The sequence below is a fragment of the Microbacterium sp. NPDC008134 genome (assembly GCF_042957055.1).
Taxonomy (GTDB): domain Bacteria; phylum Actinomycetota; class Actinomycetes; order Actinomycetales; family Microbacteriaceae; genus Microbacterium.
In genome coordinates this window covers 1,673,633-1,699,483 of sequence record NZ_JBIBHO010000001.1, presented here as the reverse complement: position 1 = coordinate 1,699,483, position 25,851 = coordinate 1,673,633, and the positions used below count along the sequence as shown (strand labels likewise).

Genomic DNA, 25,851 nt, shown 5'->3' with positions numbered 1-25,851 from the left:
TCGGGGATCCGAAGCGCTCAGGAACGCACGCGCTTGCGGAGGATCTCGATCCGGGACTGGAGCTGCGTCACCGTGGCCTGCGCGACGGCCGGCCCGCCGCAGATCCGACGCAGTTCGGCGTGCACGGCTCCGTGCGGCTCGCCCTTCTGCCGCGCGTAGAGACCGACCAGGCTGTTGAGCAGCTGGCGCTGCTCCTTGAGGGTGCGGTGCAGGGGCGGCGGGAGGGTCGTCGTCTCGGTCGGCCCCGCCGAGGCCTCGCGCGCCTCACGGAGGCGCGACTGCCGGGACTGCCGCTGCATCAGCAGCTCGTGCACGTGCTCGGGCTCGAGGAGGCCGGGGAATCCGATGAACTCCTCCTCCTCCGGGGTTCCCGGCTCCGCCAGTTGTCCGAACTCCTGACCTTCGAACACGACCCGGTCGAAGTGGGCGACCGAGGACAGCGCCTGGTAGCTGAACTCCTGAGTGAGGGCGTCGGAAGTCTCCTCCTCGCGGTTCGCACTCTCGAGCAGGGAGTCCTCGAGACCGTCGTCCTCCTTCGACTGCCGGTCGAGCGCATGGTCGCGCTGTTTGTCCATCTCGTTCGCCAGCCCCATGAGGACGGGCACCTGCGGGAGGAAGACGCTGGCCGCCTCACCGCGGCGACGCGCACGCACGAATCGGCCGATCGCCTGGGCGAAGAAAAGCGGCGTCGACGACGAGGTCGCATAGACGCCGACCGCGAGGCGGGGCACGTCGACCCCCTCCGACACCATGCGCACGGCCACCATCCAGCGTTGCTCGCCGGCGCTGAACTTCTCGATGCGCTCGGAGGCGGTGGCGTCGTCGGAGAGCACGATCGTCGCCTGCTGGCCGGTGATGCTGTGCAGGATCTTGGCGTACGCGCGGGCGACCGTCTGATCGGTCGCGAGCACCAGACCGCCCGCATCGGGCACGTGATGGCGGATCTCGGTGAGCCGACGGTCTGCGGCGGAGAGCACCGCCGGCATCCACTCCCCTTCGGGGTCGAGCGCGGTGCGCCAGGCCTGCGAGGTGACGTCCTTCGTGTTGTCCTGCCCGAGGTGCGTCTCGAGCTCGTCGCCCGAGGTGGTGCGCCAACGCATCTTGCCCGCATACATGTGGAACAGTACGGGACGAACGACGCCGTCGGCGAGGGCCCGGCCGTAGCCGTAGTTGTAGTCGGTGCGCGAGATGCGCGCCCCCGATTCGTCGGGGTGGTACTCGACGAACGGAATCGGAGCGGTATCGCTGCGGAACGGGGTTCCGGAGAGCAGGAGGCGTCGTTTCGCCGGACCGTAGGCGTCGCGGATCGCGTCGCCCCAGCTGAGCGCGTCGCCGCCGTGGTGCACCTCGTCGAGGATCACGAGCGTCTTCGCGTCTTCGGTCAGGTGCCGGTGCACGGAGGACTTCGCCGCCACCTGCGCATAGGTCACGACGGCTCCGTGATAGTGCCGAGCTGGCGCCCAATCGCTGTTGCGGAAGCGCGGGTCGAGACGGATGTGCACGCGCGCCGCGGCATCCGCCCACTGGGTCTTGAGGTGCTCGGTGGGAGCGACCACGATGATGCGGTTGACCTCGCCCATGCGCATGAGTTCGACCGCGAGCGTGAGGGCGAATGTCGTCTTTCCTGCGCCCGGCGTCGCCGCGACGAGGAAGTCCCTCTGGTCGGCCGCGAAGTACTGTTCGAGGGCCTCCTGCTGCCACGCGCGCAGCTTGTTGGCGGTTCCCCAGGGGGCGCGCTGTGGGAAGGACGGAGAGAGCATCGGGTCAACGATAATCGCTCCATCGGACATCGGCGCGCGCCCCTCCCCGACCCGCCCGGCGGAGTAGGCTCTGACACTGCGCAGCCGTGACCGTCGTGCCGCGCATGTTCGCGAAGGAGAGCTGGATGACCGACCAGGATTCGACCCGGACCCCCTACGTTCCCAACGAATCCGCCCACCCGTGGCGTCGTTTCGTGGCCATCGGGGATTCCTTCACCGAAGGCATCGGCGATCCCGACCCCGCCGCCCCCGGAGGCCACCGCGGTTGGGCCGACCGGGTCGCAGAGGTCCTCGCCGCACAGGTCGACGACTTCGCCTACGCGAACCTCGCGGTGCGCGGCAAGCTGATCTCCCAGATCGTGCAGGATCAGATCGAGCCGGCGGTCGCACTGCACCCCGACCTCGTATCGATCTGCGCCGGCGGTAACGACGTCATCCGCCCCGGCACCGACCCCGACCTGATCGCCGCCCAGCTCGAGGATGCCGTCACGCGGCTCGCCTCCACGGGGGCGGCCGTGGTGCTCTTCACCGGCATCGACACCGCCTTCACCCCCGTGTTCCGCGCGTTCCGCGGCAAGGTCGCGATCTACAACGAGAACGTCCGCGCGATCGCCGAGCGGCACGACTGCATCGTGGCCGATCAGTGGGCGCTGAAGGTCGTCCAGGACATGCGGTTCTTCGACGACGACCGTCTGCACTACAACTCGCTCGGCCACCACGAGGTGGCGCGGATGGTGCTGCGCGCATTGAACGTCCCGAACGATCTCGAGTCCATGCAGCCGGAGCCGCTCCCGATCCGCACGTGGCGCGAAGCCCGGGGCGAAGACCTCGGTTGGGCACGCGAGCACCTCGTCCCCTGGGTCCTGCGACGGTTGCGGCACCAGTCGTCGGGCGACCACATCGCGGCCAAGCGTCCGGAGCCGTCGCCGATCGTCTTCCCCGACACGCACTGACGCCGGTGCGCATCGTCGTCTCCGGCGCGCACGCGAGCGGCAAGAGCACCCTCATCGCTGATGTACGCGGTCGGCATCCGGAGCTCGATCATCTCCCCGACCCGTTCGAGATGCTCGGGGACGGGCGGGATGCTCCCGGGCCGGCATCCTTCCTCGCCCAGTCGGCGATCAGCGCACGACGGCTGGCGACGCTCCGCCCGGAGGAACGCGTGATCGCCGAACGCGGCCCTCTCGACTTCCTCGCCTATCTGCGGGCGTGGGAGGACCCCGGCCGCGGAAGAGTGCCGTCCGAGGTCTGGGGGCGCGCCGAGGCGATGACCGCAGAAGCACTGCGGAACGTGGACCTGCTCGTGATCCTGCCGCTGAACGCGCACGATCGAATCTGGGTGCAGGACGAGGAGGATCTCGCCCTGCGCTCCGCGATGGACATCGCGCTGCTCGAGCTCTGCGACGACGCCGACCTCACCGGCGAGCACGCGACGGTCATCGAGATCACCGGGGATCGGGAGGCGCGGCTCCGCGCACTCGAGGCCGCGATCGGGAATCTCGGCGACGCCTCGGGTCACGTCTAGCGCGTCGCGTAGAACGCGACCGCCGATGCCGCCGCGACGTTGAGCGAGTCCACTCCGCCCATCATCGGGATCGTCACGCGCCGGTCGAGGATCGCATCGGTGGCGGGCGTGATGCCGTGCCCCTCGGTACCGAACACCAGTGCGAGCCGGTCGTGGTCCTCGGCGACGAGCTCATCGAGGGCGATGGCGCCCTCCCCCAGCGTCATGCCCGCGACGACGTAGCCGGCGTCCTGCAGCTCGTGGATACCCGCGGGCCACTCCGGAATCCGCGTCCACGGCACCTGGAACACGGTGCCCATCGACACGCGCACTGCCCGGCGGTAGAGCGGATCCGAGCAGTCGGGCGAGATGAGGATGGCGTCGACGCCGAGCGCCGCGGCCGACCGGAACAGAGCCCCGATGTTGGTGTGGTCGGCGAGACCCTCGAGGATCGCGATGCGCGAGCGGGTTCCCGTCCGCCCTCCCAGCGTCTCGGCGACGGACGGCAGGGGCGGACGGTGCATCGACGCGATCGCGCCGCGATGCACGGCGAATCCGGTGACCGCTTCGGCGACGTCATCCGGCACCACGTACACGGGGACGTCGAACGCGGCGACGAGATCACGGATGCCGTCGAGCCGTCGCTCCTGCACCAGCACCGACCGCGGCGAATGCCCGGCACCGATCGCGCGCTCGATCACCTTCGACGACTCAGCGATGTAGAGTCCGCCGGCCGGCTCTCGAATACTCCGCAGCGCCGTGTCGGTGAGTGACCGGTACTCGTCGAGGCGCGGGTCCGTCGACGAGTCGATGTGCACGATGTCCATAGACTCCCACCTTCCCACGCGACGCCGCTCGAGGAAGCCGGGCAGCGGCTCGCCCCGTAGAATCACTCGGGGAGGATCAGTGACCACGATCGCAGACGGCGAGCTCCGGCTCCGCATCGAGAAGGCCGCCGACCTCCTGCAGGGGCGACGGATCGCCCTCCTCACCGGCGCGGGCGTGTCGACCGATTCGGGGATCCCCGCTTACCGCGGCGAGGGTGCGACGCCGCGGAGCAACCCGATGACGATCCAGACCTACCTCGGCGACGAGGCCGCTCGTCGCCGCTACTGGGTCGGCGGCCATCTCGGGTGGCGTGCGTTCGCCCGAGCCGAGCCGAATCCCGGGCACCGCGCTCTCGCCGAGATGGAATCAGCCGGCGCCGTCAGCGGCGTGATCACCCAGAACGTGGACGGCCTGCACCTGCGAGCCGGCAGCTCGCACGTGATCGAAGTGCACGGCACGATGCGCCGCGTGCTCTGCCTGCACTGCGGACAGGTCTTCGACCGCCGCGACGTCGCCGGGCAGATCGAAGAACTCAACCCGTGGATCACCGTGCCGGAGAACGTGCCGCTCGCGCCGGACGGCGATGTGCTCCCCGAGAGCGTCGAGGGTTTCGTCATCCCCCGCTGCACGGTGTGCGACGGCATGCTCAAGCCCGACGTCGTCTTCTTCGGCGAGTACGTGCCGCAGGACCGCTTCAAGGCGGCGGAATCACTGCTGCGCTCGAGCTCGGCGATGATCGTCGCCGGATCCTCGCTCGTCGTCAACTCGGGCGTGCGACTCGTCGAGCGCGCTCGCCGCCGCAGCATCCCTCTGATCATCGTCAACCGCGAGCCGACCCGCGCGGATGCCTGGGCCGATGTCACCATCGCCGCCAGCACCAGCGACGTGCTCCCCGCCCTCCAGGAGCTTCTCTCGTGACACTGCTCACCCTCGTCCGACACGGCCAGACCGACTGGAACCTGGCCCGCCGCATCCAGGGATCGACCGACATCCCCCTGAACGAGACCGGACGGGCCGACGCCCGCTGGGCCGCCGGGCAGCTGGCCGGCGGCGTGCACCACACGATCTACGCGAGCCCGCTCGCTCGCGCACGCGAGACGGCGGAGATCATCGCGGACGAACTCGGATTGGCCGCTCCCACGCTCGACGCCGACCTGCGCGAGCGGGAATTCGGGGAGGGCGAGGGCATGCTCGTCGCCGACTACCTCGAGACCTACGGCGACTGGATCGCCGAGGTCCCCGGTGCGGAGACGCTCGGCGGCGTGGCCGCACGGTCGCTGCGGGCGCTCGATCGCATCGCCCTCGAAGCCCGACGCCGTTCGGCTCCCCTCGCCGAGTCCGTCATCGTGGTCGCGCACGGCGGGGTCATCCGCTCCCTGATCGACCACGTGTCGGGAGGCACACTCCCCCGCGTCGGCGACATCATCCGAAACGGCTCGGTGACCCGGTTCGAGGCATCGCCCGGCTCTCTGCGCCTGCTCGAGGAGACCGTGCTGCTCTGACGGCCGAGCTGCCCTGAGAGGAGCATCTCCTCACGAGCGCGGGCGACTCAGCTCGCCCGCGCGATGATCGAGCGGGCGTGGCGCAGCACCGGTTCGTCGACCATTCGTCCCTCGTAGCGGAAGACCCCCCGCTCCTCCTCCGCGACGACGAGCACGCCGCGCGCCCACTCGATGCTCGCCGGATCGGGCCGATAGGCCGCGCGGATCACCGACACCTGCGACGGATGGATGCACGCCGTCGCCCGGAAGCCGGAGGCGACGGCATCCGATGCCTCGTCCTCCAGCCCGTCGACGTCGTCGATGTCGACGTGCACGGCGTCGATGGCCCCCTTGCCGTGGGCGCCGGCGGACAGCAGGATGCGCGTGCGGGCGTAGCGGGCGACGTCGCGGTAAGCCCCATCGGGCCGACGGCTCGCCGTGCCGCCGAGCGAGGCGACCAGGTCCTCCGCGCCCCACATGAGGGCGACCACCCGATCGTGCTCCGCGATGCGCTCGGCCGCCTGCACACCCCGAGCGGTCTCGCACAGTGCGATCACGGCGTACTCCGCGTCGAAGACGTCGAGCGTCGACGGGTCCTCGGTCTTCGCGACCATCACCGTCCGGAACGGCGATGACGCGACGGCCGCGAGATCGGCGGTGAACTCCGCGCTGCCCGGCGCGTTGACGCGGACGATGACGCGCGCCGGATCGAGATCGGACGCCCGCACGTTGTCGCGCGCGGATGCTTTCGCCGCGGGGAGCACGGCGTCTTCGAGGTCGAGGATGACGGCATCCGCTCGCTCCGCCGCTTTCGCGAAACGCTCCGGACGATCCGCCGGGCAGAACAGGAGCGCGGGTCCCAGATCGAAGGTCACGGGGTCTCCTCGGGTCGGCGGTGCACGAGCACCGAACGGGTGGCGGTCGCGACGATCGTGCCGTCCTGATTCCGGCCCGTGTGCGTGATCTCCACGATCCCTTGGGTCGGGCGCGACGACGACGGCCGCATCCCGGTCACGACGCTCTCGGTGTAGAGGGTGTCGCCCGCGAAGAGCGGGTGCGGGAACCGGATGTCACCGAGTCCGAGCTGCGCGACGAGCGTGCCCTGCGTCAGCTGGGCGACGGATGCCCCGACCATCGTCGAGAGCGTCCACATCGAGTTCATGACCCGGGCGTGGAACGGCTCCTGCGAGTCGGCGAACGCGGCATCCAGATGCAGGGCCTGCGTGTTCATCGTGAGCGTCGTGAACAGCACGTTGTCGGCTTCGGTCGCCGTGCGCCCCGGGCGATGGAGATAGCGGGTCTCGAGCTCGAACTCCTCGAAGTAAAGACCCCTCTGGATGACGTCCTGCACGCTCATGCCCCCACGCTACCCGGCGAGCCCGAGCCCCCGCGCGATCACGAGCAGTTGCACCTCGGTGGTGCCCTCGCCGATCTCGAGGATCTTGGAGTCGCGGTAGTGCCGTGCCACGGGGAACTCGTTCATGAACCCGTTCCCGCCGAAGATCTGCGTCGCATCGCGCGCGTTGTCCATCGCTGCTTCCCCGGCGACGAGCTTCGCTATCGCCGCCTGCTCCGCGAACGGACGGCCCGAGTCGCGCAGGCGGGCGGCATGGTGCCACGCGAGACGCGCCGTGTGCACCCGCGCCCGCATGCGCGCGAGCGTGAACTGCGCGTTCTGGCGCGTGCTCAGGGCACTGCCGAACACCGTTCGACTCTTCGCGTAGGCGACCGCTTCCTCGAGACATCCCTCGGCGGCGCCCGTCGCGAGCGCCGCGATCGCGATGCGCCCCTCGTCGAGGATGCTGAGGAAGTTGCGGAACCCGGTCCCCCGCTCCCCGAGCAGGTTCGCCGCCGGTACGCGCACCCCGTCGAGGGTCAGCGGATGCGTGTCCGAGGCGTTCCAGCCGACCTTGTCGTAGGGCGCCTCGACCGTGAACCCCGGAGTACCGTTCGGCACGATGATCGTGGAGATCTCCTTGCGACCGTCGACCGACCCGGTCACCGCCGTCACCGTGACGAACCGGGTGATCGGCGTACCGGAGTTCGTGATGAACTGCTTCGTGCCGTCGATCACCCACTCCGCGTCCTCCAGCCGTGCGGTCGTGCGGGTCGCACCGGCATCGCTCCCCGCCTCGGGCTCCGTGAGACCGAAACCGGCCAGCGCGCGTCCGGCGAGCAGGTCGGGGAGCAACTCGTGCTTCTGCTCGTCCGTCCCGAAACGGAAGATCGGCATGGCACCGAGGCTCACCCCCGCTTCCAGCGTGATCGCGATCGACTGGTCGACGCGGGCGAGCGCCTCGATCGCGATGCCGAGCGCAAGGTAGTCGCCGCCCTGGCCGTCGTGCTCCTCCGGGAAGGGAAGGCCGAAGAGGCCCAGCTCTCCCATCTGAGCGACCACGTCCATCGGCAGGGTGTGCGTGCGATCCGCCTCGTACGAGCGCGGCGCCACCACGGTCTCGGCGAACTCGCGCACCATCGCCGCGAGCTCGTGCTGCTCCGGGGTCAGGTCGTCCATGTGTCCCTCTCCTCCGTCGTCGTCTCCGTCGTCACGCGCACGACGGGATCGCCCCGCCGCACCTGATCTCCCACCGCCACCAGCACTCGGACGACGCCGTCGTGCGGTGCGAGCACCGGATGCTCCATCTTCATCGCCTCGATCGACACGAGCGCCGCCCCCGCCGCCACGCGCTCGCCGTCCTGCACGTGCAACGCGACCACGCTCCCGGGCATCGGCGCGCGACCCTCCGGTTCGGTGGCGGATGTCACCTCGGCGTGGGCGGCGAGGCGACGATCGAGCGCGGCTCGGCGATCGAGGGGCCGCAGACGTAAGCTGCGTCCCGCGTCGGACACCCAGATCGCGCCGTCCGCATCCATACGGGCGGTCGCGTGGCTCCGTACGCCGCCCGCAGGCGCGGCTTCCACGACGGAGTCCTCGTCGGTGAGGAAGACCCGCCGAGGCGGGCGCGCGGGAACGCCGCCGAGGCGCCACCCCGAGAGGTCGTTCCACGGCGCGAGGGCATCGGCATCCGCACGGTCGGAGGCCATGACCGAAGACGCTGCTGTCAGCATCGCGGGCGACGGCGGCGCCGCCGCGATGGGCAGCAGGGTGTCGATGAGTCCGGTGTCGAGGTCGCCGGCCCGCACGCGATCGTCGCGGCAGAGCGTGCGCAGGAACGCGATGTTCGTCTCGACGCCCAGCACGACGGTGCGGGACAGAGCGGCGTCGAGACGCCGGAGCGCGGTCTCGCGATCGTCAGCGACGGCGATGATCTTCGCGATCATCGGGTCGTAGAACCCGGTCACCTGTGAACCGGTCTCGACGGCGGAGTCGACGCGCACCCCGGGAGGAGGCGCGAAGAGCACGACTGTCCCCGTCGAGGGCACGAATCCCCGCTCCGGTGCCTCGGCGTACACACGTGCCTCGACGGCATGTCCGTGCACGCGGGGCGCGACATCGAGGGCGAGACCTGCTGCGACCCGGAGCTGCAGCGCCACGAGGTCGAGGCCCGTCACTTCCTCGGTCACCGGATGCTCGACCTGCAGACGGGTGTTCATCTCGATGAAGAACACCGCGGTCGGATCGTCGGCATCGATGAGGAACTCGACAGTGCCCGCACCGACGTACGACACGCTCTCGGCCGCGCGCACCGCCGCGCGAAGGAGTTCGTCTCGGGTGACGGCGGGGATCCCTGCCGACGGCGCCTCCTCGATGACCTTCTGATGCCGGCGCTGGAGCGTGCACTCGCGCTCACCGAGAGCGATGACCGTTCCCTGCGTGTCTCCGAACACCTGCACCTCGATGTGGCGCGGGCGCCGGAGCAGACGTTCGAGCACCAACGCGTCGTCCCCGAAGGCCGCCGCCGCGACACGGCGGGCAGATGCCAGCGCGCCCGGCAGATCGGATGCCGTCGCGACGACCTCCATGCCCTTCCCCCCGCCGCCGGCACTCGGTTTGACCAGCAACGGATAGCCGACGGCGTCCGCTTCCCGCGCGATCCGGTCACCATCGAGGCCCGCCGCGTCGAAGCCCGGCACGACCGGTACGCCGTGGCGTGCGACGTGCGCGCGGGCGCGTGCCTTGTCGCCCATGATCTGGAGTGCCTCGACACCCGGCCCGATGAACACGATGCCGTTCGCGTCGCAGGCTTCGGCGAGGCCGACGCTCTCGGAGAGGAAACCGTAACCGGGGTGGATCGCCTGAGCGCCCGAGTCGAGAGCCGCGGCGATGATCGCTTCGATGTCGAGGTACGAGGCGCTCGCCGGGGCGGGGCCGATCCGCACCGCGGCATCGGCCTCCCGCACGTGCGGGGCATCCGCGTCCGCATCGCTGTACACCGCGACGCTGCGGATGCCGAGTCCGGTCAGCGTGCGGATCACGCGCCGTGCGATCTCACCGCGGTTCGCGACGAGGACGGTGCCGAAGATGTACTCGCTCATCCCACTCACATCCGGAAGACGCCGAAGCGCGTTTCGGGCAGCGGCGCGCGCGAGACGACGTCGAGCGCGAGCCCGAGGACGTGCCGCGTCTGCTGCGGATCGATGATCCCGTCGTCCCAGAGACGTGCGGTCGCGTAGTACGGCTCTCCCTGCTCTTCGTACTGGGCGCGGATCGGTTCCTCGAAGTCGGCGCGCTCCTCCGGCGTCCAGGCCTCACCACGACCGGTGAGTTGATCCTCCTTGACCGTGGCCAGGACGGAGGCCGCTTGGTTGCCGCCCATCACCGAGATCCGGCTCGCGGGCCAGGTCCACAGGAAGCGCGGAGAGTACGCGCGACCGCACATCGAGTAGTTGCCGGCGCCGAAGGAGCCGCCGATGATCACGGTCAGCTTCGGCACCCGGCAGGTCGCCACGGCGGTGACCATCTTCGCCCCGTCCTTCGCGATACCGCCGGCCTCGGCATCGGAGCCGACCATGAATCCGGTGATGTTCTGCAGGAAGAGCAGGGGGATGCCACGTTGATCGCACAGTTCGATGAAGTGCGCTCCCTTCAACGCCGACTCGCTGAACAGCACCCCGTTGTTCGCGACGATCCCGACAGGATGTCCGTGGATGCGGGCGAAGGCGGTCACGAGCGTGGTGCCGTACTCGGTCTTGAACTCGCGGATACTGCCGCCGTCGACGAGGCGGTCGATCACCTCGTGCACGTCGTACGCGGCGTTGACGTCGACGGGCACCACGTCGTACAGCGACGACTGCTCCGCGGGTTCGCGGGACGGGAGCACCTCCCACGCCGGCCGTTGCGGCGCCGGGAGCGTGCGGACGATGTCGCGCAGGATCTCGAGAGCGTGCTCGTCGTCCTCGGCCAGGTGATCCACGACGCCGCTGCGGCGCGCGTGCATCTCTCCCCCGCCGAGCTCCTCCGCCGTCACGACCTCGCCGATCGCCGCCTTCACGAGCGGCGGCCCGCCGAGGAAGATCGTGCCCTGCCCGCGGACGATCACCGTCTCGTCGCTCATCGCCGGAACGTACGCACCGCCCGCCGTGCACGACCCGAGCACCGCCGCGAGCTGCGGGATGCCCTCGGCCGACATCCGCGCCTGGTGGAAGAAGATCCGCCCGAAGTGATCGCGGTCGGGGAAGACCTCGTCCTGCCTGGGCAGGAATGCCCCGCCCGAATCGACGAGATACAGGCACGGCAGGCGGTTCTCGCGCGCGATCTCCTGGGCGCGCAGATGCTTCTTGACCGTCATCGGCAGATAGGTACCGCCCTTGACGGTCGCGTCGTTGCACACGACCATGACGTGCCGTCCGTGCACGAGTCCGATACCGGCGATCACCCCGGCGCCCGGCGCCTCGCCGTCGTAGAGGCCGTCCGCGGCGAGCGGTGCCACTTCGAGGAACGGGCTCCCCTCGTCAAGCAGCCGGTCCACGCGTTCGCGCGGCAGAAGCTTGCCCCGGGAGACATGGCGCGCACGTGAGGCCTCCGATCCGCCGAGCGCCGCCGTGGCGAGCCGCTCGCGCAATCGCGCGGCGAGGGCCTCCTGGGTTGCGGGCATCGCTGTGTCCTCCTCGACACGCTCCTGCGCAGCCACGATGCTGGCGCTGCAGACGAACCTTCGGTTAGTGTGCACTAACCCGATGATTCAGGTTAGCGAGGATTAACTGAGATGACAACCCCCGTCACCGCTCGTGATCGCGCCAAAGCGGAGCGCTCCGACGCGATCCGCCACGAGGCCGCTCTCCTCTTCGCCGCTCGCGGGTACACCGGCGTCAGCCTCGAAGACATCGGCGCCGCCGTGGGGGTCTCCGGCCCGGCCGTCTACCGACACTTCGCGGGAAAGCAGGCGCTGCTCGGATCCGTGCTCGTGAAGGTCAGCGACGATCTGCTCACCGGCGGCTCCGAGGTCGCGGCCGCGCACGCGGATGGCGAGGAACGGATGCACGCGCTGATCCGCTTCCACGTCGACTTCGCCCTGCGGAACGCCGCGGTCATCCAGGTGCAGGACCGGGATGTCGTGCATCTCGCGGATGACGACCGCGCCGATGTCCGTCGCCTGCAGCGCGACTACATCGAACTCTGGATCGACACGCTCACCCCCCTGCACCCGGCCGACCGCGATGAGCTGCGGCTGCGCGTGCAGGCCTGCTTCGGCCTCATCAACTCCACCCCGCACAGCACCCGCGCCGCGGCGCGCCGCCATGCCGCCACCGGCGACGTGCTGGTGCGCATGGCCGCGGCGGCGCTGCGCGGTTAGCCGAAGAGCATCGCCCGCCCCGGCTCCTGCAGCACGTCGGCGACATCGCACAGGAACCGCGCCCCCTCCGCACCGTCCACCAGCCGGTGATCGAACGAGAGGCTGAGCGTCATCATGTCGCGCAGCGCGATCTCGCCGCGATGCTCCGAAGGCTGGCGCCGGATCGCTCCGACCGCGAGGATCCCCGACTGCCCGGGCGGAAGGATCGGCGTGCCCGCGTCGATGCCGAACACACCGATGTTCGAGATCGAGAACGTCCCGCCCTGGAGCTCGGCCGGTGAGGTCTTCCCCGCCCGCGCCGTCGCCGCGAGATCGCGGATCGCGTCGGCCATCCCTCCCAGGCCGAGCCGCTCGGCATCGCGGATGTTCGGCACGATGAGCCCGCGGTCCGTGGCGGCGGCGATGCCGAGGTCGACGTAGCGATACTGGACGATCTCCCCTGACGCCTCGTCCCAGTGCGCGTTCAGCCCGGGCGTCCGGCCGAGCGCCAGGCACACGGCCTTCGCCACGACCGCGAGCGGACCGATGCGGTGCATGCTCAACCCGCGATCGGCACGGAAGGAGTCGAGCAGCTCGACCGTGGCCGTGACATCCGCCGTGTGGAACACGGTGACGTGCGGCGCGGTGAAGGCGCTCTCGACCATCGCGGCGGCCGTGTGCTTGCGCACGCCCCGGATGGGGATGCGCACCTCGCGCGTCCCCTCGTCCGGCGCGCCGAACGCCGGACGAGACTCCCGTCGCTTCTCCGCCTCGGCCTGCCCGGCAGCATCCGCGCCTCGCGCCGCGAAGGCGTCGATGTCGGAGCGGGTGATCACGCGGTCACCGACGACGGCCGCCACCAGCGCGAGATCGACCCCCGCTCGTTTGGCGTACGCGCGTACGGGCGGCGTTGATCGCGGGCGCTCCACGCCCGGCTGGTCGGGCACGACCGAGGGCGACGCATCGTGCGGTGCGGCCTCGATCACCGCGGTATCCGACACCGAGGCGCTCGCGCTCGCGCGTCGTGCGCGCCGCACCGGACGCCCCGAGGCCGACGGCGCCGCGCCATACCCGACGAGATTCGGCTGGGCACCCTCCGCCCCGACCGTCGGGGTCGCGGCGTCCGACTCTTCACCGGCGACCTCGAAGGCGATCAGGGGCGAGCCGACCGCGACAGTCTGTCCGGCATCCGCGTGCAGCTCCGCCACGGTGCCCTCGTAGGGCGACGGGAGCTCGACGACCGCCTTGGCGGTCTCGACCTCGGCGAGTGTCTGGTTGAGCGCGACCTGCTCCCCCGGTGCCACGAGCCACTGCACGACCTCCGCCTCGGTGAGTCCCTCGCCGAGATCGGGCAGGCGGAACTCGGCGATCATGCGTCCACCCCCGCCCGGGCGTCGCGGTCCAGCACGCGATCGACCGCGGCCATCAGCCGATCGAGATCGGGCAGGTGGTACTTCTCGAGCTTCGCCGGCGGATACGGCACGTCGTGGCCCGTGACCCGGAGGGGTGCCGACTCGAGGTACTCGAAGCAGAACTCCGTGAGGCTCGCGATCACCTCCGCGGCGACGCCGGCCTCGCGCGACGCCTCGTGGGCGACGACGACACGACCGGTCTTGCGCACGGAGGCGGTCAACGTGTCGTAATCAACCGGCGAGAGGGAACGGAGATCAAGGACCTCGATGGAGATCCCTTCGTCCTCGGCGGCCTCCGCCGCCTGGAGCGCGGTGGAGAGCATCGCGCCGTAGGTGATGAGCGTCACGTCCGACCCCACGCGGACCACCTGGGCGAGACCCATCGGCGCGGCGTCCGCCAGCGGAGCCTCCAGATCGACGTCGCCCTTGTGGTGGTAGAGGCGCTTCGGCTCGAAGAAGATCACCGGGTCGTCGGAGGCGATCGCCTGGCGCAGACTGCGGTAGGCGTCCTCGGGGTTCGAGACCGCGATCACTCGCAGACCCGCCGTGTGCACGAAGTACGCCTCGGGAGACTCCGAGTGGTGCTCGGCGGCACCGATGCCCCCGGCCCACGGGATACGGATCGTGATCGGCATCCGCACGCGCCCCTGCGTGCGGTAGTGCAGCTTCGCTACCTGGGCCACGATCTGATCGAAGGCCGGGTACACGAATCCGTCGAACTGGATCTCGACCACCGGACGATAGCCGCGGAACGCGAGCCCGACCGCCGTGCCGACGATGCCGGACTCCGCCAGCGGCGTGTCGATCACCCGGCCGGCCCCGAACTCGTCGAGGAGTCCGTCGGTGATGCGGAAGACGCCGCCGAGCTTGCCGATGTCTTCGCCGAGGAGCACGACCCGGTCGTCATCCTGCATCGCCCTGCGCAGTCCCGCGCCGAGCGCCTTGCCCAGGGTCAGCTCCGTCATGCCGTCATCTCCTCGAAGCCCGCGAGGTACTCGGCGTACTCCGCGCGCTGCCGGTCGAGCCCCGTGTGCGGTTCGGCATAGACGCCGTCGAAGACCGCGAGCGGTGGACGGGTCACCATCCCGAGGCATTGCGCCCGCATCTCCGCGGCGGTCACATCCGCCGTCTCCTGCGTCTGCGCGACGAACTCCTCCGGGAGTTCGCCCGCGGCACGCAGGTGCGCTTCGAGACGACTGATCGGGTCGCGGCGACGCCACGCATCGAGCTCACCCTCCGGTCGGTAGCGGGTGGGGTCGTCCGCAGTGGTGTGCGGGCCCATTCGATAGGTGACCGCCTCGATGTAAGCGGGGCCCTTCCCCGAACGGGCGTGATCGAGGGCCCAGCGCATCGCGGCGAGGCAGGCGAGGACATCATTGCCGTCGACCCGGAGACTCGGGATGCCGAACCCCGGGGCGCGCCCGGCGATCGGGTATTGCGACTGCACCGCGACCGGTTCGGAGATGGCCCAGTGGTTGTTCTGGCAGACGAAGACGACCGGCGCACGATACGACGCCGCGAAGATCATCGCCTCGTTCACGTCTCCCTGGCTGGTGGCGCCGTCGCCGAAGTAGGTCACCGCGACCTCGTCGGCTCCCTCATGACGGATGCCGAGCGCGTAGCCGACGGCATGCAGCGTCTGCGCGCCGATGATGATCTGCAGGGGTGCGACCCGCAAGGCGGCCGGATCGTATGCCGATCCCTCCTCACCTCGCCACATGCGCACGTAGTCCCCCGGTTGCGCGCCGCGCGCGTAGATCACGCCGGTCTCGCGGTAGCTCGGGAAGACGAAGTCGCGATCCTCAAGCGCCCGCGCGGTGCCGATCTGCGTCGCCTCCTGCCCCTGGCACGGTGCCCAGAGACCGAGCTGACCCTGTCGCTGCAGGGCGACGCCCTCGGCGTCGATCCGCCGCAGCACGACCATGTCGCGCAGCAGTCCACGCAGCACGTCGTGGTCGACGTCGGCGACGAACGGGTCGAGTTGCGGATGCCGCACACGGGTGCCGTCGGGAGCGAGGAGGCGCTCGACGAGCTCCAGATCCTGCTCGGTGTCGGCGATGGGAGTGATCTGCGGTGACATCATCGTCCTCCTCGTTCTCAGCAGCCCTCGTGAGGCTCTCGCGCTGGCGCCGGCGGCGATGCCGGCATGCCCCGAGCGTACGTCGGGTGAACACGTCGCTCAAGCATTCGAGAGGGGCCTGAGCATGTTGCCAAGCATCCGAGGAATCGGCCCTGCTATCGTTTGGCACTATGCCAGGACTGGACCGCACCGATCTCGAGATCCTCGCCGCTCTCGCCGACGATCCGCGCGTCACGATCGTCGCCCTCGCCGAGACGCTTCGCCTGTCGCGCAACACCATCCAGGCCCGTATGACCCGGCTCGAGCAGACCGGGATCTTCCTCTCCTACGAGCGCGCCTTCTCCCCCGACGTGCTGGGGTTCCCCCTGCAGGCCTTCGTCAGCATCGGCGTCCGGCAGACGGAGCTCCCCCGCATCATCAACGAGCTCGCGCGCATCCCGGAGGTCGTGCAGGCTCACGGGCTCAGCGGATCGATCGATCTGCTCGCACGCGTCGCCTGCCGTGACGCACGTCACCTCTTCGACACCGACGCGCGGATCCTGTCGATCGAAGGCGTGGAGCGCACCGAGACCTCGCTCGCCATGGGCGAGGTCATCCCGTTCCGGGTCGCCGGACTCATCGGCCTCGCGCGACGGGAATCCGGAGGAAGCGCCTGATCGCACCCGCCGCCTCGGACGGCGTCTCGTAGTGGATCAGGTGACCGACGTCGGCGATCTCCACGAGCGACGCGTCGTCGAAGAGCGTTGCGAGTGTACGCTCGGCCTCGATCGGCGTGATGTCGTCGCGCTGGGCGGCCACCAGCAGCGTCGGAACATCGATGGCGGGAGCGAACGCCCGCACATCGTTCGAGACGCTCGCGACGAAGGCGTCGCGGAGGACATCGCGATCCGAGAAGCGCGAGAAGTACGAGTCGTGCTGATCGTGGATGAACCGGCGCAGCGCGGGGTCGGAGGTCTTGGCCATCGTGATGCTCATGACGCGCACGATGAGGCGGTTGCGCAGCAGGGCGGTGCCGAGCCGTTCGGGCAGACGCGCACCGAGGGCGTAGTAAAGCACGGCGAGCCGGGTCATCACGCCCTTCGGCCCTTCGAGAGCGGGTGCTCCGATCGGGTTGATGAGGATCAGGCGCGGCGTCGCCAGACCCCGCGCGACGGCGGCGGAGGCGACGATCGATCCGAAGGAATGGCCGAGGACGATGGCTCCGGGGGCGACCTCTTCCACAAAATCGCCGAGCCACGCCGCGTACTCGTCGATATCGTGCGTGCGGCCGGGAAGAGGTGCGGTCTCACCGAAACCCGGCAGGTCGGGTGCGATGACACGCGCTTCCGGAAGGAACGCGAGGACGGACTCCAGACCGTGATGCTCCCCGCGGAAACCGTGCACGGCGACGATCGTGGTCTCGGCATCCTCTGCTCCGTAGACCCAGTACGCCGTCGTACCTCCACGCACCTCCGCCTCCCGTCGCTCGACGGGGAGTCGAGAGAGGCGGTCGGCGTAGGGAGAGGGCACGGTCATGCGTCGAGTCTACGGATTGCCGAGCGCCTCTCCCTGAATGTCCGACGCCGGCTCTACGGTGGGGCCATGGCCGACGACCACCCGCTCCCACCCTGGCTGAGCCGTATCGGCGTCTTCGACCTCGAGACGACGGGGATCGATGTCGCGGCCGATCGCATCGTCACCGCGCATGTCGGCGTCCTCGACGCCGACGGACAGCAGATCGTCGCCCGCACATGGCTCGCCGACCCAGGCATCGAGATCCCGGAGGGCGCGACTGCGGTGCACGGCATCACGACCGAACGGGCGCGGGAGGAAGGGCGCCCGGCGCGCGAGGTGGTCGCCCAGGTGCTGATCGCCCTGCGCTCGCTCCTCGACCAGGGAGTTCCCGTCGTCGCCTACAACGCGTCCTACGACCTCTCCCTGCTCGCGCACGAGGCCGTCCGGCACGGCCTCGCCCCGCTGTCCGATCCCGCACCGATCATCGATCCCTTCGTGATCGACAAGGCTTTCGACCGTTACCGGCGCGGCAAGCGCACGCTGAGCATCGTCGCCGAGCACTATGCCGTCGCGCTGAGCGACGCTCACGAGGCCTCCGCCGACGCGATCGCCGCCGGCCGTGTCGCGCAGGCGATCGGCCGCCAGTTCCCGCTGCCGGGCACCGTCCATGATCTGCACACCAGACAGATCGGATGGGCGCGAGCTCAGGCGGAGAGCCTGACCGAGTACTTCATCAGCGTCGGGCGTCTCGAGCCCGACGACGCCGTCGACGGCACCTGGCCGGTGCGTCCCCATTCCCCGGTCGAGAGCACCCGCCTCGTCTGACCCGTCGATGCGGCGACGATCATGGATGATCGCGCAGACGCCTGGCCTCGGCGAGCTCGGAGCTGCGCCGAGCCTGCTTTCGGACGATGCGCGAGCGGTCGCGCACCGGGAGCCTCGGGCGAGCCTCCGCCGGTTCCCCCTCCTGGAGCTCCCGTGCGCGCTCGAGCGTCGCATCGAACTCGACCCCGAGGACGAGCGCGAGGTTCGCGATCCACAACCAGAGCAGGAGCACGATGACCCCGGCGAGTGGGCCGTAGACGCGCTCGTAGTCGGCGATGCCCGACACCCAGAGTCCGAACGCCAGCGAAGCGAGGGCGAGAACGGCGATCGCCAATGACGCACCCCAGCTCAACCAACGGAATCGTGGGTGACGGATGTTCGGCGCCCGGTCGTACAGGAAGGCGACGGTCGCGATCACGATGGCCACCAGGATGGGCCAGCGGATGATCCGCCACGCCGTGAGTCCCGCCTCGCCGACACCGAGTTCGGCGCCGATCGCCGCGGCCACGGAGGCGCTGGCCGCCGCCACGGCGACGGATGCGGCAGAGGCGAGGATGACGACGATGGCGACGCCGATCTGCATCGACTTGAGTGCCCACGGGGATCGCCCTTCCTCCACCTCGTACACCCGGTTCATCCCTCGACCGAGCACGGCGATGTAGCGCGCGATCGCCCAGATCGTCAGCCCGGCGGCGAGGACGAGAACCGGGCCACCCAGCGCGGATTCGGCCAAGGAGTCGACTGCCCGGCCGATCGTGGCAGCCGTGTCCTCCGGCGCCACGGCACGGACGATCTCGAGAGCGAACGCCACCGCGGTCGAGTCGGTGCCCAGCAGACTGATCACGGAGACCCCGACGAGGAGCGAGGGAACGAGGGCGAGGATCGCGTGGAACGTCAGAGCCGCGGCGATATCACCTCCACCGTCGTCGGCAAACTTGCGCACCGTCGCACGTGCGACGAATCCCCATGCCCGGGCACCGATGTTCTGCGGCCCCGGTAAGCCGGATCGTCTGTTCGTCATCACCCTCACTCACGTCAGCGGCGAACCTGTCATGGCCTGTCAGAACGGACAAGGGGGTTGACGCTGCGCGCGGCCAGCCGCTATTTCTGGAAGAACCGGGGGAATCACCGTTCGACGCCGACCCGAGGCAGTCGACGCGGGCGCTCCTCTGCGCGATAGGGGGAACGCAGTGCGGTTCAGATCGAACGAGATCGAACGAGTGGAGGAGACCTGGCGGCAGTATGTGCCGTCTGCATCCTTGCAACGAGTGGATCCGCAGCGTTTCCACTTCGATTGGTCATCGACCGGGCTCGGAAGCCTCACGCTCGTGCGTTACGACCTCGCCGCCGAAGTGCATTCCCTGGCCGAGCCGGAGCATGAGTTGCTCGTCTGCCGCGTCGATGCGTCGTCGGCGGAGGTCGGCTCGGGCCGCGAGGCGATGGACGCGTCACAGCCGTGGTTGACGGATGGCGCGCGCGTGGAGGCCCGCTGGCTCCAGACGGCCCGCGTCCGTGCTCTCGTCATCGACCGGGGGGCCGCACAGGCCCGCGTGCGTCAGATCACGGGCGATGACAGCCTCGTCCTGCGTTCCACCGGGCTCATGCCCCGCGACGCAGCATCCGGGCGCCACTGGGAGCGCACCGTGGAGTACCTCGAGGACGCTGTAGCGGATCTTCCCCCGGACGGCATCCTGCGCGCCGAACTCGAACGCCACGCTCTCGCCGTCACGCTCTCGTCCTTTCCGACGACGGTCCACGAGTCGATGTCCCGCACCGCCCAGCGCGGGGCCGCACCCGCGGCCGTACGCCGCGCTCTCGCTTTCATCGACGAGAACGCGCATCGCGCGATCACGATCGACGACGTCGCCGTCGCCGCCTTCATCTCGACGCGCGGACTGCAGTACGCCTTCCGCCGCGCGCTGGATGCGACTCCTGCGGAGTACCTTCGCCGCGCACGACTCGCCGGTGCTCATCGAGAACTGGTGGATGGGACCACAGATTCGATCGCCGTCGTCGCACGACGGTGGGGCTTCAGCCATCCGTCACGGTTCGCCGCCTCCTATCGTCGCGAGTTCGGCCAAGCGCCCTCCGCGACCGCGGCTGAGCGCCGGAGATGACGTCTCACGCAGGTTTCGTTCGCTTGCGCGGCGCGTCCTTCCGAGCGGAGGCGTGAGCGATCAGAGCGCCCGTAGAGTCCGAGTGTGGGCAGCCTCTACTACGGCGAAAGCACCGATCCGATCCATGTCGAAGACCGTGCCCTCGCGCACCTGAAAGTGGTCATCTCGACCAAGCTCCGCCGAAACGAGAGCTTCACGCTCTCGTGGAAGCACGCGGATCCCGACCCGTCGGGGAGATCGACGATCTGGCTGCATCCGTCCATCCCCCTGCGATTCGTGTTCGACGCGCCCGAGGCTCCGGAGCTGAGCCGGGAGTGGATCGAGGCGCTCGCGCATTCCGCGAGTTCGAGCGGAGGCATCTCCCTCGTCGAAGAGCAGGTCGCGATCTCGTAGCACCGGTGCGGGGCCCCTTCGACGGGCTCAGCGACCCAAGCGTGCGTGCGCCCGAGACGCTGGGTCGCTGAGCTTGTCGAAGCGCCCCGCCCACGGGCGCTGCCACGGCGAACTCGCGTTCAGCGCACCTGCAGCGGCGTGCCGAGGGGCAGGAGCTGCGCGAGCGCCGTGATGTCGGCATTCGCCATGCGCACGCAACCGTGCGACGCGTCGGAGCCGATACTGCCCTCGTCGTCGGTGCCGTGGAGGCCGATCTGACCGGGACCACCACCGTACGAGTTCAGCACGTCGGAGAAGGCCGTCGTGCCGTACGCGTACGGACCGTAGCCGCTGTTCGTCGGCGCGAGCAGCTCGGTGATCGCGAACTGCCCTTTCGGGGTCGGTGTCCCACCCGTTCCGGTCGCGGCCGGATAGCTCTGCCGCAGCTCCCCTCCCTCGTAGAGGTCGAGAGTGTTCGTTGAGGTGGTCACGACCAGCGCGTACGAGGTCGTCGAGAGCTGGACGGCATCCGCTCGCACCCATCCCAGGCTCCCGTTGGGGCGCTGGGCGAGTTGCACCTGCAACCACTCTCCGTCCTGCGCGGTGACCAGGAGGACGAGAGGTGCTCCGGACAACTGCGGATTCGGCAACGATTGCGTCGCGGCACCGCCCAGTTCGGCGCTCACCGCGACCTCGCTGCCGATCACGGCGGCGACCGTCGACTCCGCCGGCGCGTGGACGTCGGCGACGGGCTCCTCGGTCGGCGTCGCCGTCGGCGTGGGCTCGGGCGTGACGACCGGAGTCGAGGAACTGGTCGGCGCGGGCTCGGCGACCGCCGGTCCACGACCGAAGATCACCACGCAGGTGACGACGATCGCGGCGCACACGACGACCGCGGCGGCCACGATGAGAATCGTGCGCCGCCGCGGGACGTTGATGCTGTCGGGCACCGAGTGTCAGCCGGTGTACGTGGCCTCGCCCGGCACCGGGACGGCGACCGGAGCCGCACCGGTGATCGCGAGAGCGCTCGACGCCACCTGGCCGGAGGACTCCCCGAACAGGAGGATCGAGTAGTCGCCAGCGGCACCCTGCGCCGCGGTGAGGACGATCGTTCCGCTGACGTTTCCATCGGCGTCGGCGACGAACGTGTTCGGGAGGCTATCCCCCGTCTGGCCGGACGAGATTCCCGAGGAGACCGTCTCACCCGGCGCGAAGCCGCTACCGGTCACGGTGAAGCCCGTCGTGGTGGCCTGCGTGACTGTGACCGAGGTGCTGCTCAGTGCCAGAGCCGCGACCGGCTGCGGGGTGAAGTACGTGGTGAGGCCGCCGACGCGGAAGCTCGCAATGCCTGCCTCGTCTGGAACGGCCGCGGCGCGCAGTGCGACGCCTGCGCCCTGAGCGGCGAGAAGCTCGTCGAACGTGGGGGCGTCAGCGAGGGGCGACGACCGGCGAAGAAGCTCGGGCTGCGGCTCAGCCGGCGGGGAGGTCACGACCGGGGCATCGCCCGGGAAGATCACGAAGTAGCCGATCACGGCGAACTCGCCCGCGGAGAGTTCCGCTGCGAACTCCTCGTTCGAGAAGCCGTCCACATCCCAGAACGTGGCGTCGCCGTGGAAGCCCGTGAGCGTGGGGACCGTCGTCACGAGCGGGAAGTCGCTGTCGGTGCTCGAGATGAACACGCCCGTAAGCACCTCGCCGCCGACGTTGGTGGAGGAGTCCGCCATGAACGAGGCGAAATCCTCACCCGTCACCGGCGAAGGAACGCCGTGCACGAGCCCGAGGGGGGCCGAAGCGTTGGAGGTGAAGCCGTTCACTCCGAAGGTGCCGAAATCAGAGAGAGAGAGAGAGGTACCTTCACCGCCGCCGAGCGTGGTCCACTGCCACTCATTTGGAAGAGCGAACTCGCCGGGTTCGGTGATCGGCGCGAACGACGCGAACTCATCCGCAGAGTCTGCCCAGATGACCTCTGCGGATGCCGCAGGGGTTTCGGTGATGGGCTCCGCGATGGAGACGGTGGGAACGAGGACGGCGGCGAGGCCGAGCGCGGCGGCGCTGAGCGAAGCCACGGCGAGGCGCGAGCGAGTCACAGAGGATTCCTTCGTTGGGTGGAGCCGTTCGGGCGGCGTCTGCCGAGAGGCAGCGACCTCGATCTAGGGGAATGGAACGGTTCAGCGCCACCGGAATACTGATATCGGACTCAATTCCTTCGCATACAGTCATCCGTTCACAGCGAGTCGAGGTCTTCGCGGGCCCGCCCGAGGGCATCGGATGCGATCTGGACGGCGACCGATGCCCGGACCATCCGCGCGCGCGCCTCGGCGGCATCCCGTCGAGCATCGTCGACCTCCACTCGAGTGCGCGCCAACTCGCGCTCGAGCTCAGCGACTCGGGCGACGGCGGAGTCGACACGACGGTCGGCATCTCGTTGCGCGCTCTCGCCCGCTGCCCTCTCCCGCTCGGCGGACGCGACGGCATTCTCCGCATCGCGCACGGCACGCTCGGCCTCACGCTTCCGACGCCGCTGGGCGAGCTCATCGACGCCCTGCTGCGGGTCGGAAGCCGCCGATCTCACCGCACCACCGGCGACGACCTCATCGAGCACCACGTCCTCGGACGCCTCGAGTTCATGGATGAGTCGCCCAGATGCCACCGCGACCGAGGCGGTCTCGTCGAAGAACGCGGCGCTGATGGTCCGGTGGACGGCATCGAGGGTGCCCGAGGTGACCTTCTCACCGCGGGCAATCACCAGGTCGCGCGCCTGCTCCGACAGTCGACGGGTCAACGCACGGCGCTCACGTCCCAGACGCGCGAGCGCCGGCGCATCAAGATCGTCCTGGGCCTCTCGCAGCTCCCGTGCCAGCCGAAGCGCCTCGCCCAGTTCTTCGGACCGCTCCTGCGCGAAGACGTTCACGACCCAGGCCGCGATCGACGGTTTGCGCAGCCCGGAGATCTCGGCGGCCAGACCGCGGTCGGAGACACTCTTCACGTGCGATGCGCGGGCGCTCACGAACTCGCCGAGCGGCGCCGCGTAGAGCGCGGTCGCGATCCTCACGAGGTCGGTGTCGGCGGCCATCCTCCGAACGCTACCTCATGCGTCGTCCCGGACGTACCGGCGCGCTCGGCCCTGAACACCGGCGAAGTGGAACGGCACCGGCGAGATCGCCTCGATCGTCCGGTCGACCTCGCTCGACGCCGAGTGCGCGGCGTGCAGCGCACGGTACGCGTCGACGTCGAGTGGTGCGCGCGAATCGAGGACGCGCTTCGTCGCCTCGGTGCGGAGCGCGTCACGATACCCGGGCCGAACCCGCAGGGAGAAGAACTCGCCGATACTGCCCGAGCCGTAACTGTACATGCCCACCCGACGATCCGTCAGGTCGTCCTCCGCGTCGAGCAACGCAGCGAGTCCGAAGTAGAGCGAGGCGGTGTACGAATTGCCCAGCAGCCGGTTGTATCGGGTGGTCGGCTCCATCTGCGCCGGCGTCAGCGAGGCACCGGTGTGCACGGCGAGACGCTGATGAGCCTTGACCGCCATGCGAGTGAACGGCTGGTGGTGACAGAAGTAGTCGATCGACTCGATGTCCGCGCCCCCGCGCGCCCGGTAGTCGTCCCAGGCGCCGACGAAGGCGTCGAGATAGGCGTCGATGGACAGCTTGCCGTTCACGACGGCCGTGTCGCTGTCGTTGGGACGCCAGAAGTCGTCGACATCGGCCGTGTGGATGCCCGTCGCCGGTTCGACCTCGGCGATCGCGGGGTCCTGCGTGACCAGCATCGCGACGGCACCGGCACCCTGCGTGGGCTCGGCGGCGGTGTCGACGGCGTACCGCGCGACGTCCGAGGCGATCACGAGCACCGCTTCCTCGGGTTGACGCGCCACGATCCCCAGCGCGAACTGTAGCGCGGCCGTGGCGGAGTAGCAGGCCTGCTTGAGCTCGACGACGCGCGTCGCCGGATCCAGCCCGAGCAGCTCGTGCACGAACACCGCTGCCGACTTCGACTGGTCGACTCCCGACTCGGTCGCGAAGAGCACGGTACGGATGCCGGTGGCACCGTGCCGCTCGACGATGGGCAGCGCGGCCGCGGCCGCCATCGTGACGATGTCCTCATCGGGGGCGGGGACACTCATCCGCTCCTGACCGAGGCCGATGCGGTACTTGTCGGGATCGATCCCGGCCCGCTCCGCGAGGAGGGCGAGATCGAGCACGCGGCTCGCGGTCGCGATGGACAGGTCGTGGATGCCGACGACGGTCACTTCGCACCTCCCTGACGGCGCTCCAGCAACAGATGCGAGGCCATGAGTTCTCCCTGGTTGGTCTGCGCCGCGAGCAAAGACAGTTCGCCGCAGAGCACGGTGGCCGCGATGAGCGAGGCGAGACGGCGGGCATTGCCGCCGGGCGCACGCTCCTCACGGCAGCCGAGACGGGTGAGCGCATCCTCGACGGCCGGGAGGTCCTTGCCGTTCCCGACGGTGCCGACGATGAGATTCGGCAGCGTGCACGAGAAGAGCAGGTCGCCGTCTCCGCGCTCCTCTGCGTATGTGATGCCCTGCGAGCCCTCGACGATGTTCGCCGCGTCCTGCCCCGTCGCGAGGTAGAACGCCAGCAGCATGTTCGCGTAGTGAGCGTTCGCGGAGCGCAGCGCCCCCGCGATCGTCGAACCCACGAGGTTCTTGCGCACGTTGAGTTCGACGATGCGTCGAGCAGTCGACCGCAACTGCTGCTCGACGATGTCGGCGGGGATGAGGATCTCGGCGATCACGCTGCGCCCCCGACCGAGGATCCCGTTGACCGCGGTGGCCTTCTTGTCGGAGCAGTAGTTGCCCGAGATCGAGCCGTACTCCAACTCGGGGTGCCAGGCGAGCACCCGCTCCATGAGTCCTTCGGCGGCCAGGGTCACCATGTTGTGACCGGAGGCGTCGCCGGTCGTCAGCGCGAAACGCACGAAGAGGAGGTGTCCGACGATCTCGGTGTCGAGATCGATCAGGCGTGCGTGGCGGCTGCGTTCCGAGACCACCTCTCCGAGTTCGTCGCGGCGTGCCTCGATGCTCCGAGCCGCGGCGACCGCCTCGGCGGCGGACGGGGCGACGAACAGCGAGGATCGCGTCATCCGCTCGTCCACCACCGTGGTGCGGATGCCACCCTCGACGAGTCGGGACACCCGGGCACCCCGCCCCACGGACGGCCACAGCGGCGACTCGTACGTCGCGAGCGGAACGGACTGCTCGCCCTCGACCTCGCCGCTGAGCAGCAGCGGACCGACCCAGCGCGTGGGGATGAGGGTGAACAGGGCGTCGGACATGGGGAGCCT

General features: G+C 69.6%; 26 protein-coding genes. 9 read left to right on the top strand and 17 right to left on the bottom strand.

The features are described 5' to 3' along the window. Positions 1 to 17: 17 nt before the first annotated feature. Positions 18 to 1,760 carry a DEAD/DEAH box helicase gene (locus ACFY9N_RS08035; RefSeq protein ID WP_391477923.1) on the bottom strand — a complete coding sequence of 581 codons (1,743 nt, stop codon included), beginning with the start codon at positions 1,758 to 1,760 and terminating at the stop codon, positions 18 to 20. Positions 1,761 to 1,885: 125 nt separating this feature from the next. Here ACFY9N_RS08035 and ACFY9N_RS08030 point away from each other — a divergent pair, with 125 nt between their 5' ends. Next, positions 1,886 to 2,713 (top strand): SGNH/GDSL hydrolase family protein, encoded by an 828-nt coding sequence (locus ACFY9N_RS08030; protein WP_391477922.1) that lies wholly within the window; start codon positions 1,886 to 1,888, stop codon positions 2,711 to 2,713. Between the two features lie 5 nt (positions 2,714 to 2,718). Next, positions 2,719 to 3,285, top strand: a complete 567-nt coding sequence (locus ACFY9N_RS08025) for a hypothetical protein (RefSeq protein WP_391477920.1) — start codon at positions 2,719 to 2,721, stop codon at positions 3,283 to 3,285. Here the strand turns inward: ACFY9N_RS08025 and ACFY9N_RS08020 are convergent. Continuing rightward, positions 3,282 to 4,091, bottom strand: coding sequence for a TrmH family RNA methyltransferase (locus tag ACFY9N_RS08020; protein ID WP_391477919.1), 810 nt, complete (start codon positions 4,089 to 4,091; stop codon positions 3,282 to 3,284). The genes ACFY9N_RS08025 and ACFY9N_RS08020 overlap by 4 nt on opposite strands. A 79-nt stretch (positions 4,092 to 4,170) precedes the next feature. On the opposite strand from ACFY9N_RS08020, the gene ACFY9N_RS08015 reads away from it, so the two are divergent. Then, a complete protein-coding gene (locus ACFY9N_RS08015; RefSeq protein WP_391477918.1) occupies positions 4,171 to 5,010 on the top strand; it encodes a Sir2 family NAD-dependent protein deacetylase in 840 nt (279 codons plus the stop codon). Beyond that, positions 5,007 to 5,594 carry a histidine phosphatase family protein gene (locus ACFY9N_RS08010; protein ID WP_391477916.1) on the top strand — a complete coding sequence of 196 codons (588 nt, stop codon included), beginning with the start codon at positions 5,007 to 5,009 and terminating at the stop codon, positions 5,592 to 5,594. Before ACFY9N_RS08015 ends, ACFY9N_RS08010 begins: the two co-directional genes overlap by 4 nt. A 47-nt stretch (positions 5,595 to 5,641) precedes the next feature. Here the strand turns inward: ACFY9N_RS08010 and ACFY9N_RS08005 are convergent, their stop codons facing one another. From ACFY9N_RS08005 to ACFY9N_RS07985, 5 genes are read right to left on the bottom strand one after another with little or no spacing between them, the layout of a single operon-like run. After that, complete coding sequence (locus ACFY9N_RS08005) at positions 5,642 to 6,448, bottom strand: HpcH/HpaI aldolase/citrate lyase family protein (RefSeq protein ID WP_391477915.1); 807 nt, start codon at positions 6,446 to 6,448, stop codon at positions 5,642 to 5,644. Then, positions 6,445 to 6,930 (bottom strand): MaoC family dehydratase, encoded by a 486-nt coding sequence (locus ACFY9N_RS08000; protein ID WP_391477913.1) that lies wholly within the window; start codon positions 6,928 to 6,930, stop codon positions 6,445 to 6,447. The genes ACFY9N_RS08005 and ACFY9N_RS08000 overlap by 4 nt, the downstream gene beginning before the upstream one ends. Positions 6,931 to 6,939: 9 nt before the next feature. Beyond that, positions 6,940 to 8,088 carry an acyl-CoA dehydrogenase family protein gene (locus ACFY9N_RS07995; RefSeq protein WP_391477911.1) on the bottom strand — a complete coding sequence of 383 codons (1,149 nt, stop codon included), beginning with the start codon at positions 8,086 to 8,088 and terminating at the stop codon, positions 6,940 to 6,942. Continuing rightward, positions 8,076 to 10,010, bottom strand: a complete 1,935-nt coding sequence (locus ACFY9N_RS07990) for an acetyl/propionyl/methylcrotonyl-CoA carboxylase subunit alpha (RefSeq protein WP_391477909.1) — start codon at positions 10,008 to 10,010, stop codon at positions 8,076 to 8,078. The genes ACFY9N_RS07995 and ACFY9N_RS07990 overlap by 13 nt, the downstream gene beginning before the upstream one ends. Before the next feature lie 5 nt (positions 10,011 to 10,015). Continuing rightward, positions 10,016 to 11,569, bottom strand: coding sequence for a carboxyl transferase domain-containing protein (locus ACFY9N_RS07985; protein ID WP_391477908.1), 1,554 nt, complete (start codon positions 11,567 to 11,569; stop codon positions 10,016 to 10,018). A gap of 111 nt (positions 11,570 to 11,680) precedes the next feature. Here ACFY9N_RS07985 and ACFY9N_RS07980 point away from each other — a divergent pair, with 111 nt between their 5' ends. Further along, complete coding sequence (locus ACFY9N_RS07980; RefSeq protein WP_391477906.1) at positions 11,681 to 12,268, top strand: TetR/AcrR family transcriptional regulator; 588 nt, start codon at positions 11,681 to 11,683, stop codon at positions 12,266 to 12,268. Here ACFY9N_RS07980 and ACFY9N_RS07975 read toward each other — a convergent pair. From ACFY9N_RS07975 to pdhA, 3 genes are read right to left on the bottom strand one after another with little or no spacing between them, the layout of a single operon-like run. After that, complete coding sequence (locus ACFY9N_RS07975) at positions 12,265 to 13,620, bottom strand: dihydrolipoamide acetyltransferase family protein (RefSeq protein WP_391477905.1); 1,356 nt, start codon at positions 13,618 to 13,620, stop codon at positions 12,265 to 12,267. The genes ACFY9N_RS07980 and ACFY9N_RS07975 overlap by 4 nt on opposite strands. Continuing rightward, complete coding sequence (locus ACFY9N_RS07970; RefSeq protein WP_391477903.1) at positions 13,617 to 14,624, bottom strand: alpha-ketoacid dehydrogenase subunit beta; 1,008 nt, start codon at positions 14,622 to 14,624, stop codon at positions 13,617 to 13,619. Before ACFY9N_RS07970 ends, ACFY9N_RS07975 begins: the two co-directional genes overlap by 4 nt. Beyond that, positions 14,621 to 15,739 carry a pyruvate dehydrogenase (acetyl-transferring) E1 component subunit alpha gene (pdhA, locus tag ACFY9N_RS07965; RefSeq protein ID WP_391477902.1) on the bottom strand — a complete coding sequence of 373 codons (1,119 nt, stop codon included), beginning with the start codon at positions 15,737 to 15,739 and terminating at the stop codon, positions 14,621 to 14,623. The genes ACFY9N_RS07970 and pdhA overlap by 4 nt, the downstream gene beginning before the upstream one ends. A gap of 170 nt (positions 15,740 to 15,909) precedes the next feature. Here pdhA and ACFY9N_RS07960 point away from each other — a divergent pair, with 170 nt between their 5' ends. After that, positions 15,910 to 16,395, top strand: a complete 486-nt coding sequence (locus ACFY9N_RS07960; protein WP_391477900.1) for an Lrp/AsnC family transcriptional regulator — start codon at positions 15,910 to 15,912, stop codon at positions 16,393 to 16,395. Here the strand turns inward: ACFY9N_RS07960 and ACFY9N_RS07955 are convergent. Next, positions 16,355 to 17,254 carry an alpha/beta fold hydrolase gene (locus tag ACFY9N_RS07955; protein WP_391477899.1) on the bottom strand — a complete coding sequence of 300 codons (900 nt, stop codon included), beginning with the start codon at positions 17,252 to 17,254 and terminating at the stop codon, positions 16,355 to 16,357. The two genes, ACFY9N_RS07960 and ACFY9N_RS07955, sit on opposite strands and share 41 nt — an antisense overlap. Positions 17,255 to 17,320: 66 nt before the next feature. Here ACFY9N_RS07955 and ACFY9N_RS07950 point away from each other — a divergent pair, with 66 nt between their 5' ends. Continuing rightward, entirely contained in the window at positions 17,321 to 18,058 is a 738-nt protein-coding gene (locus ACFY9N_RS07950; protein WP_391477898.1) for a 3'-5' exonuclease, read from the top strand. Between the two features lie 19 nt (positions 18,059 to 18,077). Here the strand turns inward: ACFY9N_RS07950 and ACFY9N_RS07945 are convergent, their stop codons facing one another. Next, a complete protein-coding gene (locus ACFY9N_RS07945) occupies positions 18,078 to 19,079 on the bottom strand; it encodes a YihY/virulence factor BrkB family protein (protein ID WP_391477897.1) in 1,002 nt (333 codons plus the stop codon). A gap of 247 nt (positions 19,080 to 19,326) precedes the next feature. Between ACFY9N_RS07945 and ACFY9N_RS07940 the strand changes: the two genes are divergently transcribed. Further along, positions 19,327 to 20,175 (top strand): helix-turn-helix transcriptional regulator, encoded by an 849-nt coding sequence (locus ACFY9N_RS07940; RefSeq protein WP_391477895.1) that lies wholly within the window; start codon positions 19,327 to 19,329, stop codon positions 20,173 to 20,175. An 84-nt stretch (positions 20,176 to 20,259) separates the two neighbouring features. Then, positions 20,260 to 20,568: a hypothetical protein gene (locus ACFY9N_RS07935; RefSeq protein ID WP_391477894.1), complete on the top strand. Its 309-nt coding sequence runs from the start codon at positions 20,260 to 20,262 to the stop codon at positions 20,566 to 20,568. A gap of 119 nt (positions 20,569 to 20,687) precedes the next feature. Here the strand turns inward: ACFY9N_RS07935 and ACFY9N_RS07930 are convergent, their stop codons facing one another. From ACFY9N_RS07930 to ACFY9N_RS07910, 5 genes are all read right to left on the bottom strand, one after another. Further along, positions 20,688 to 21,497 carry a L,D-transpeptidase gene (locus tag ACFY9N_RS07930; protein ID WP_391477893.1) on the bottom strand — a complete coding sequence of 270 codons (810 nt, stop codon included), beginning with the start codon at positions 21,495 to 21,497 and terminating at the stop codon, positions 20,688 to 20,690. Between the two features lie 6 nt (positions 21,498 to 21,503). After that, positions 21,504 to 22,634, bottom strand: a complete 1,131-nt coding sequence (locus ACFY9N_RS07925; protein ID WP_391477892.1) for a hypothetical protein — start codon at positions 22,632 to 22,634, stop codon at positions 21,504 to 21,506. A 137-nt stretch (positions 22,635 to 22,771) separates the two neighbouring features. Continuing rightward, positions 22,772 to 23,620 (bottom strand): transposase, encoded by an 849-nt coding sequence (locus ACFY9N_RS07920; protein ID WP_391477891.1) that lies wholly within the window; start codon positions 23,618 to 23,620, stop codon positions 22,772 to 22,774. A 15-nt stretch (positions 23,621 to 23,635) separates the two neighbouring features. Next, entirely contained in the window at positions 23,636 to 24,796 is a 1,161-nt protein-coding gene (locus ACFY9N_RS07915; RefSeq protein WP_391477890.1) for a hydroxymethylglutaryl-CoA synthase, read from the bottom strand. Further along, a complete protein-coding gene (locus ACFY9N_RS07910; protein WP_391477889.1) occupies positions 24,793 to 25,842 on the bottom strand; it encodes a hydroxymethylglutaryl-CoA reductase in 1,050 nt (349 codons plus the stop codon). Before ACFY9N_RS07910 ends, ACFY9N_RS07915 begins: the two co-directional genes overlap by 4 nt. Positions 25,843 to 25,851: the final 9 nt, after the last annotated feature.

What these genes read in the sequence shown, in the direction of transcription:
- pdhA (WP_391477902.1), bottom strand. Translation starts at nt 15,739, where the DNA reads ATGTCACCGCAGATCACTCCCATCGCCGACACCGAGCAGGATCTGGAG.
- ACFY9N_RS07920 (WP_391477891.1), bottom strand. Translation starts at nt 23,620, where the DNA reads ATGGCCGCCGACACCGACCTCGTGAGGATCGCGACCGCGCTCTACGCG.
- ACFY9N_RS08030 (WP_391477922.1), top strand. Translation starts at nt 1,886, where the DNA reads ATGACCGACCAGGATTCGACCCGGACCCCCTACGTTCCCAACGAATCC.
- ACFY9N_RS08020 (WP_391477919.1), bottom strand. Translation starts at nt 4,091, where the DNA reads ATGGACATCGTGCACATCGACTCGTCGACGGACCCGCGCCTCGACGAG.
- ACFY9N_RS08000 (WP_391477913.1), bottom strand. Translation starts at nt 6,930, where the DNA reads ATGAGCGTGCAGGACGTCATCCAGAGGGGTCTTTACTTCGAGGAGTTC.
- ACFY9N_RS07955 (WP_391477899.1), bottom strand. Translation starts at nt 17,254, where the DNA reads ATGACCGTGCCCTCTCCCTACGCCGACCGCCTCTCTCGACTCCCCGTC.
- ACFY9N_RS07970 (WP_391477903.1), bottom strand. Translation starts at nt 14,624, where the DNA reads ATGACGGAGCTGACCCTGGGCAAGGCGCTCGGCGCGGGACTGCGCAGG.
- ACFY9N_RS08035 (WP_391477923.1), bottom strand. Translation starts at nt 1,760, where the DNA reads ATGCTCTCTCCGTCCTTCCCACAGCGCGCCCCCTGGGGAACCGCCAAC.
- ACFY9N_RS07995 (WP_391477911.1), bottom strand. Translation starts at nt 8,088, where the DNA reads ATGGACGACCTGACCCCGGAGCAGCACGAGCTCGCGGCGATGGTGCGC.
- ACFY9N_RS07985 (WP_391477908.1), bottom strand. Translation starts at nt 11,569, where the DNA reads ATGCCCGCAACCCAGGAGGCCCTCGCCGCGCGATTGCGCGAGCGGCTC.
- ACFY9N_RS07910 (WP_391477889.1), bottom strand. Translation starts at nt 25,842, where the DNA reads ATGTCCGACGCCCTGTTCACCCTCATCCCCACGCGCTGGGTCGGTCCG.
- ACFY9N_RS07945 (WP_391477897.1), bottom strand. Translation starts at nt 19,079, where the DNA reads ATGACGAACAGACGATCCGGCTTACCGGGGCCGCAGAACATCGGTGCC.
- ACFY9N_RS07975 (WP_391477905.1), bottom strand. Translation starts at nt 13,620, where the DNA reads ATGATCGCCGAGTTCCGCCTGCCCGATCTCGGCGAGGGACTCACCGAG.
- ACFY9N_RS07950 (WP_391477898.1), top strand. Translation starts at nt 17,321, where the DNA reads ATGGCCGACGACCACCCGCTCCCACCCTGGCTGAGCCGTATCGGCGTC.
- ACFY9N_RS07980 (WP_391477906.1), top strand. Translation starts at nt 11,681, where the DNA reads ATGACAACCCCCGTCACCGCTCGTGATCGCGCCAAAGCGGAGCGCTCC.
- ACFY9N_RS07990 (WP_391477909.1), bottom strand. Translation starts at nt 10,010, where the DNA reads ATGAGCGAGTACATCTTCGGCACCGTCCTCGTCGCGAACCGCGGTGAG.
- ACFY9N_RS07960 (WP_391477900.1), top strand. Translation starts at nt 15,910, where the DNA reads ATGCCAGGACTGGACCGCACCGATCTCGAGATCCTCGCCGCTCTCGCC.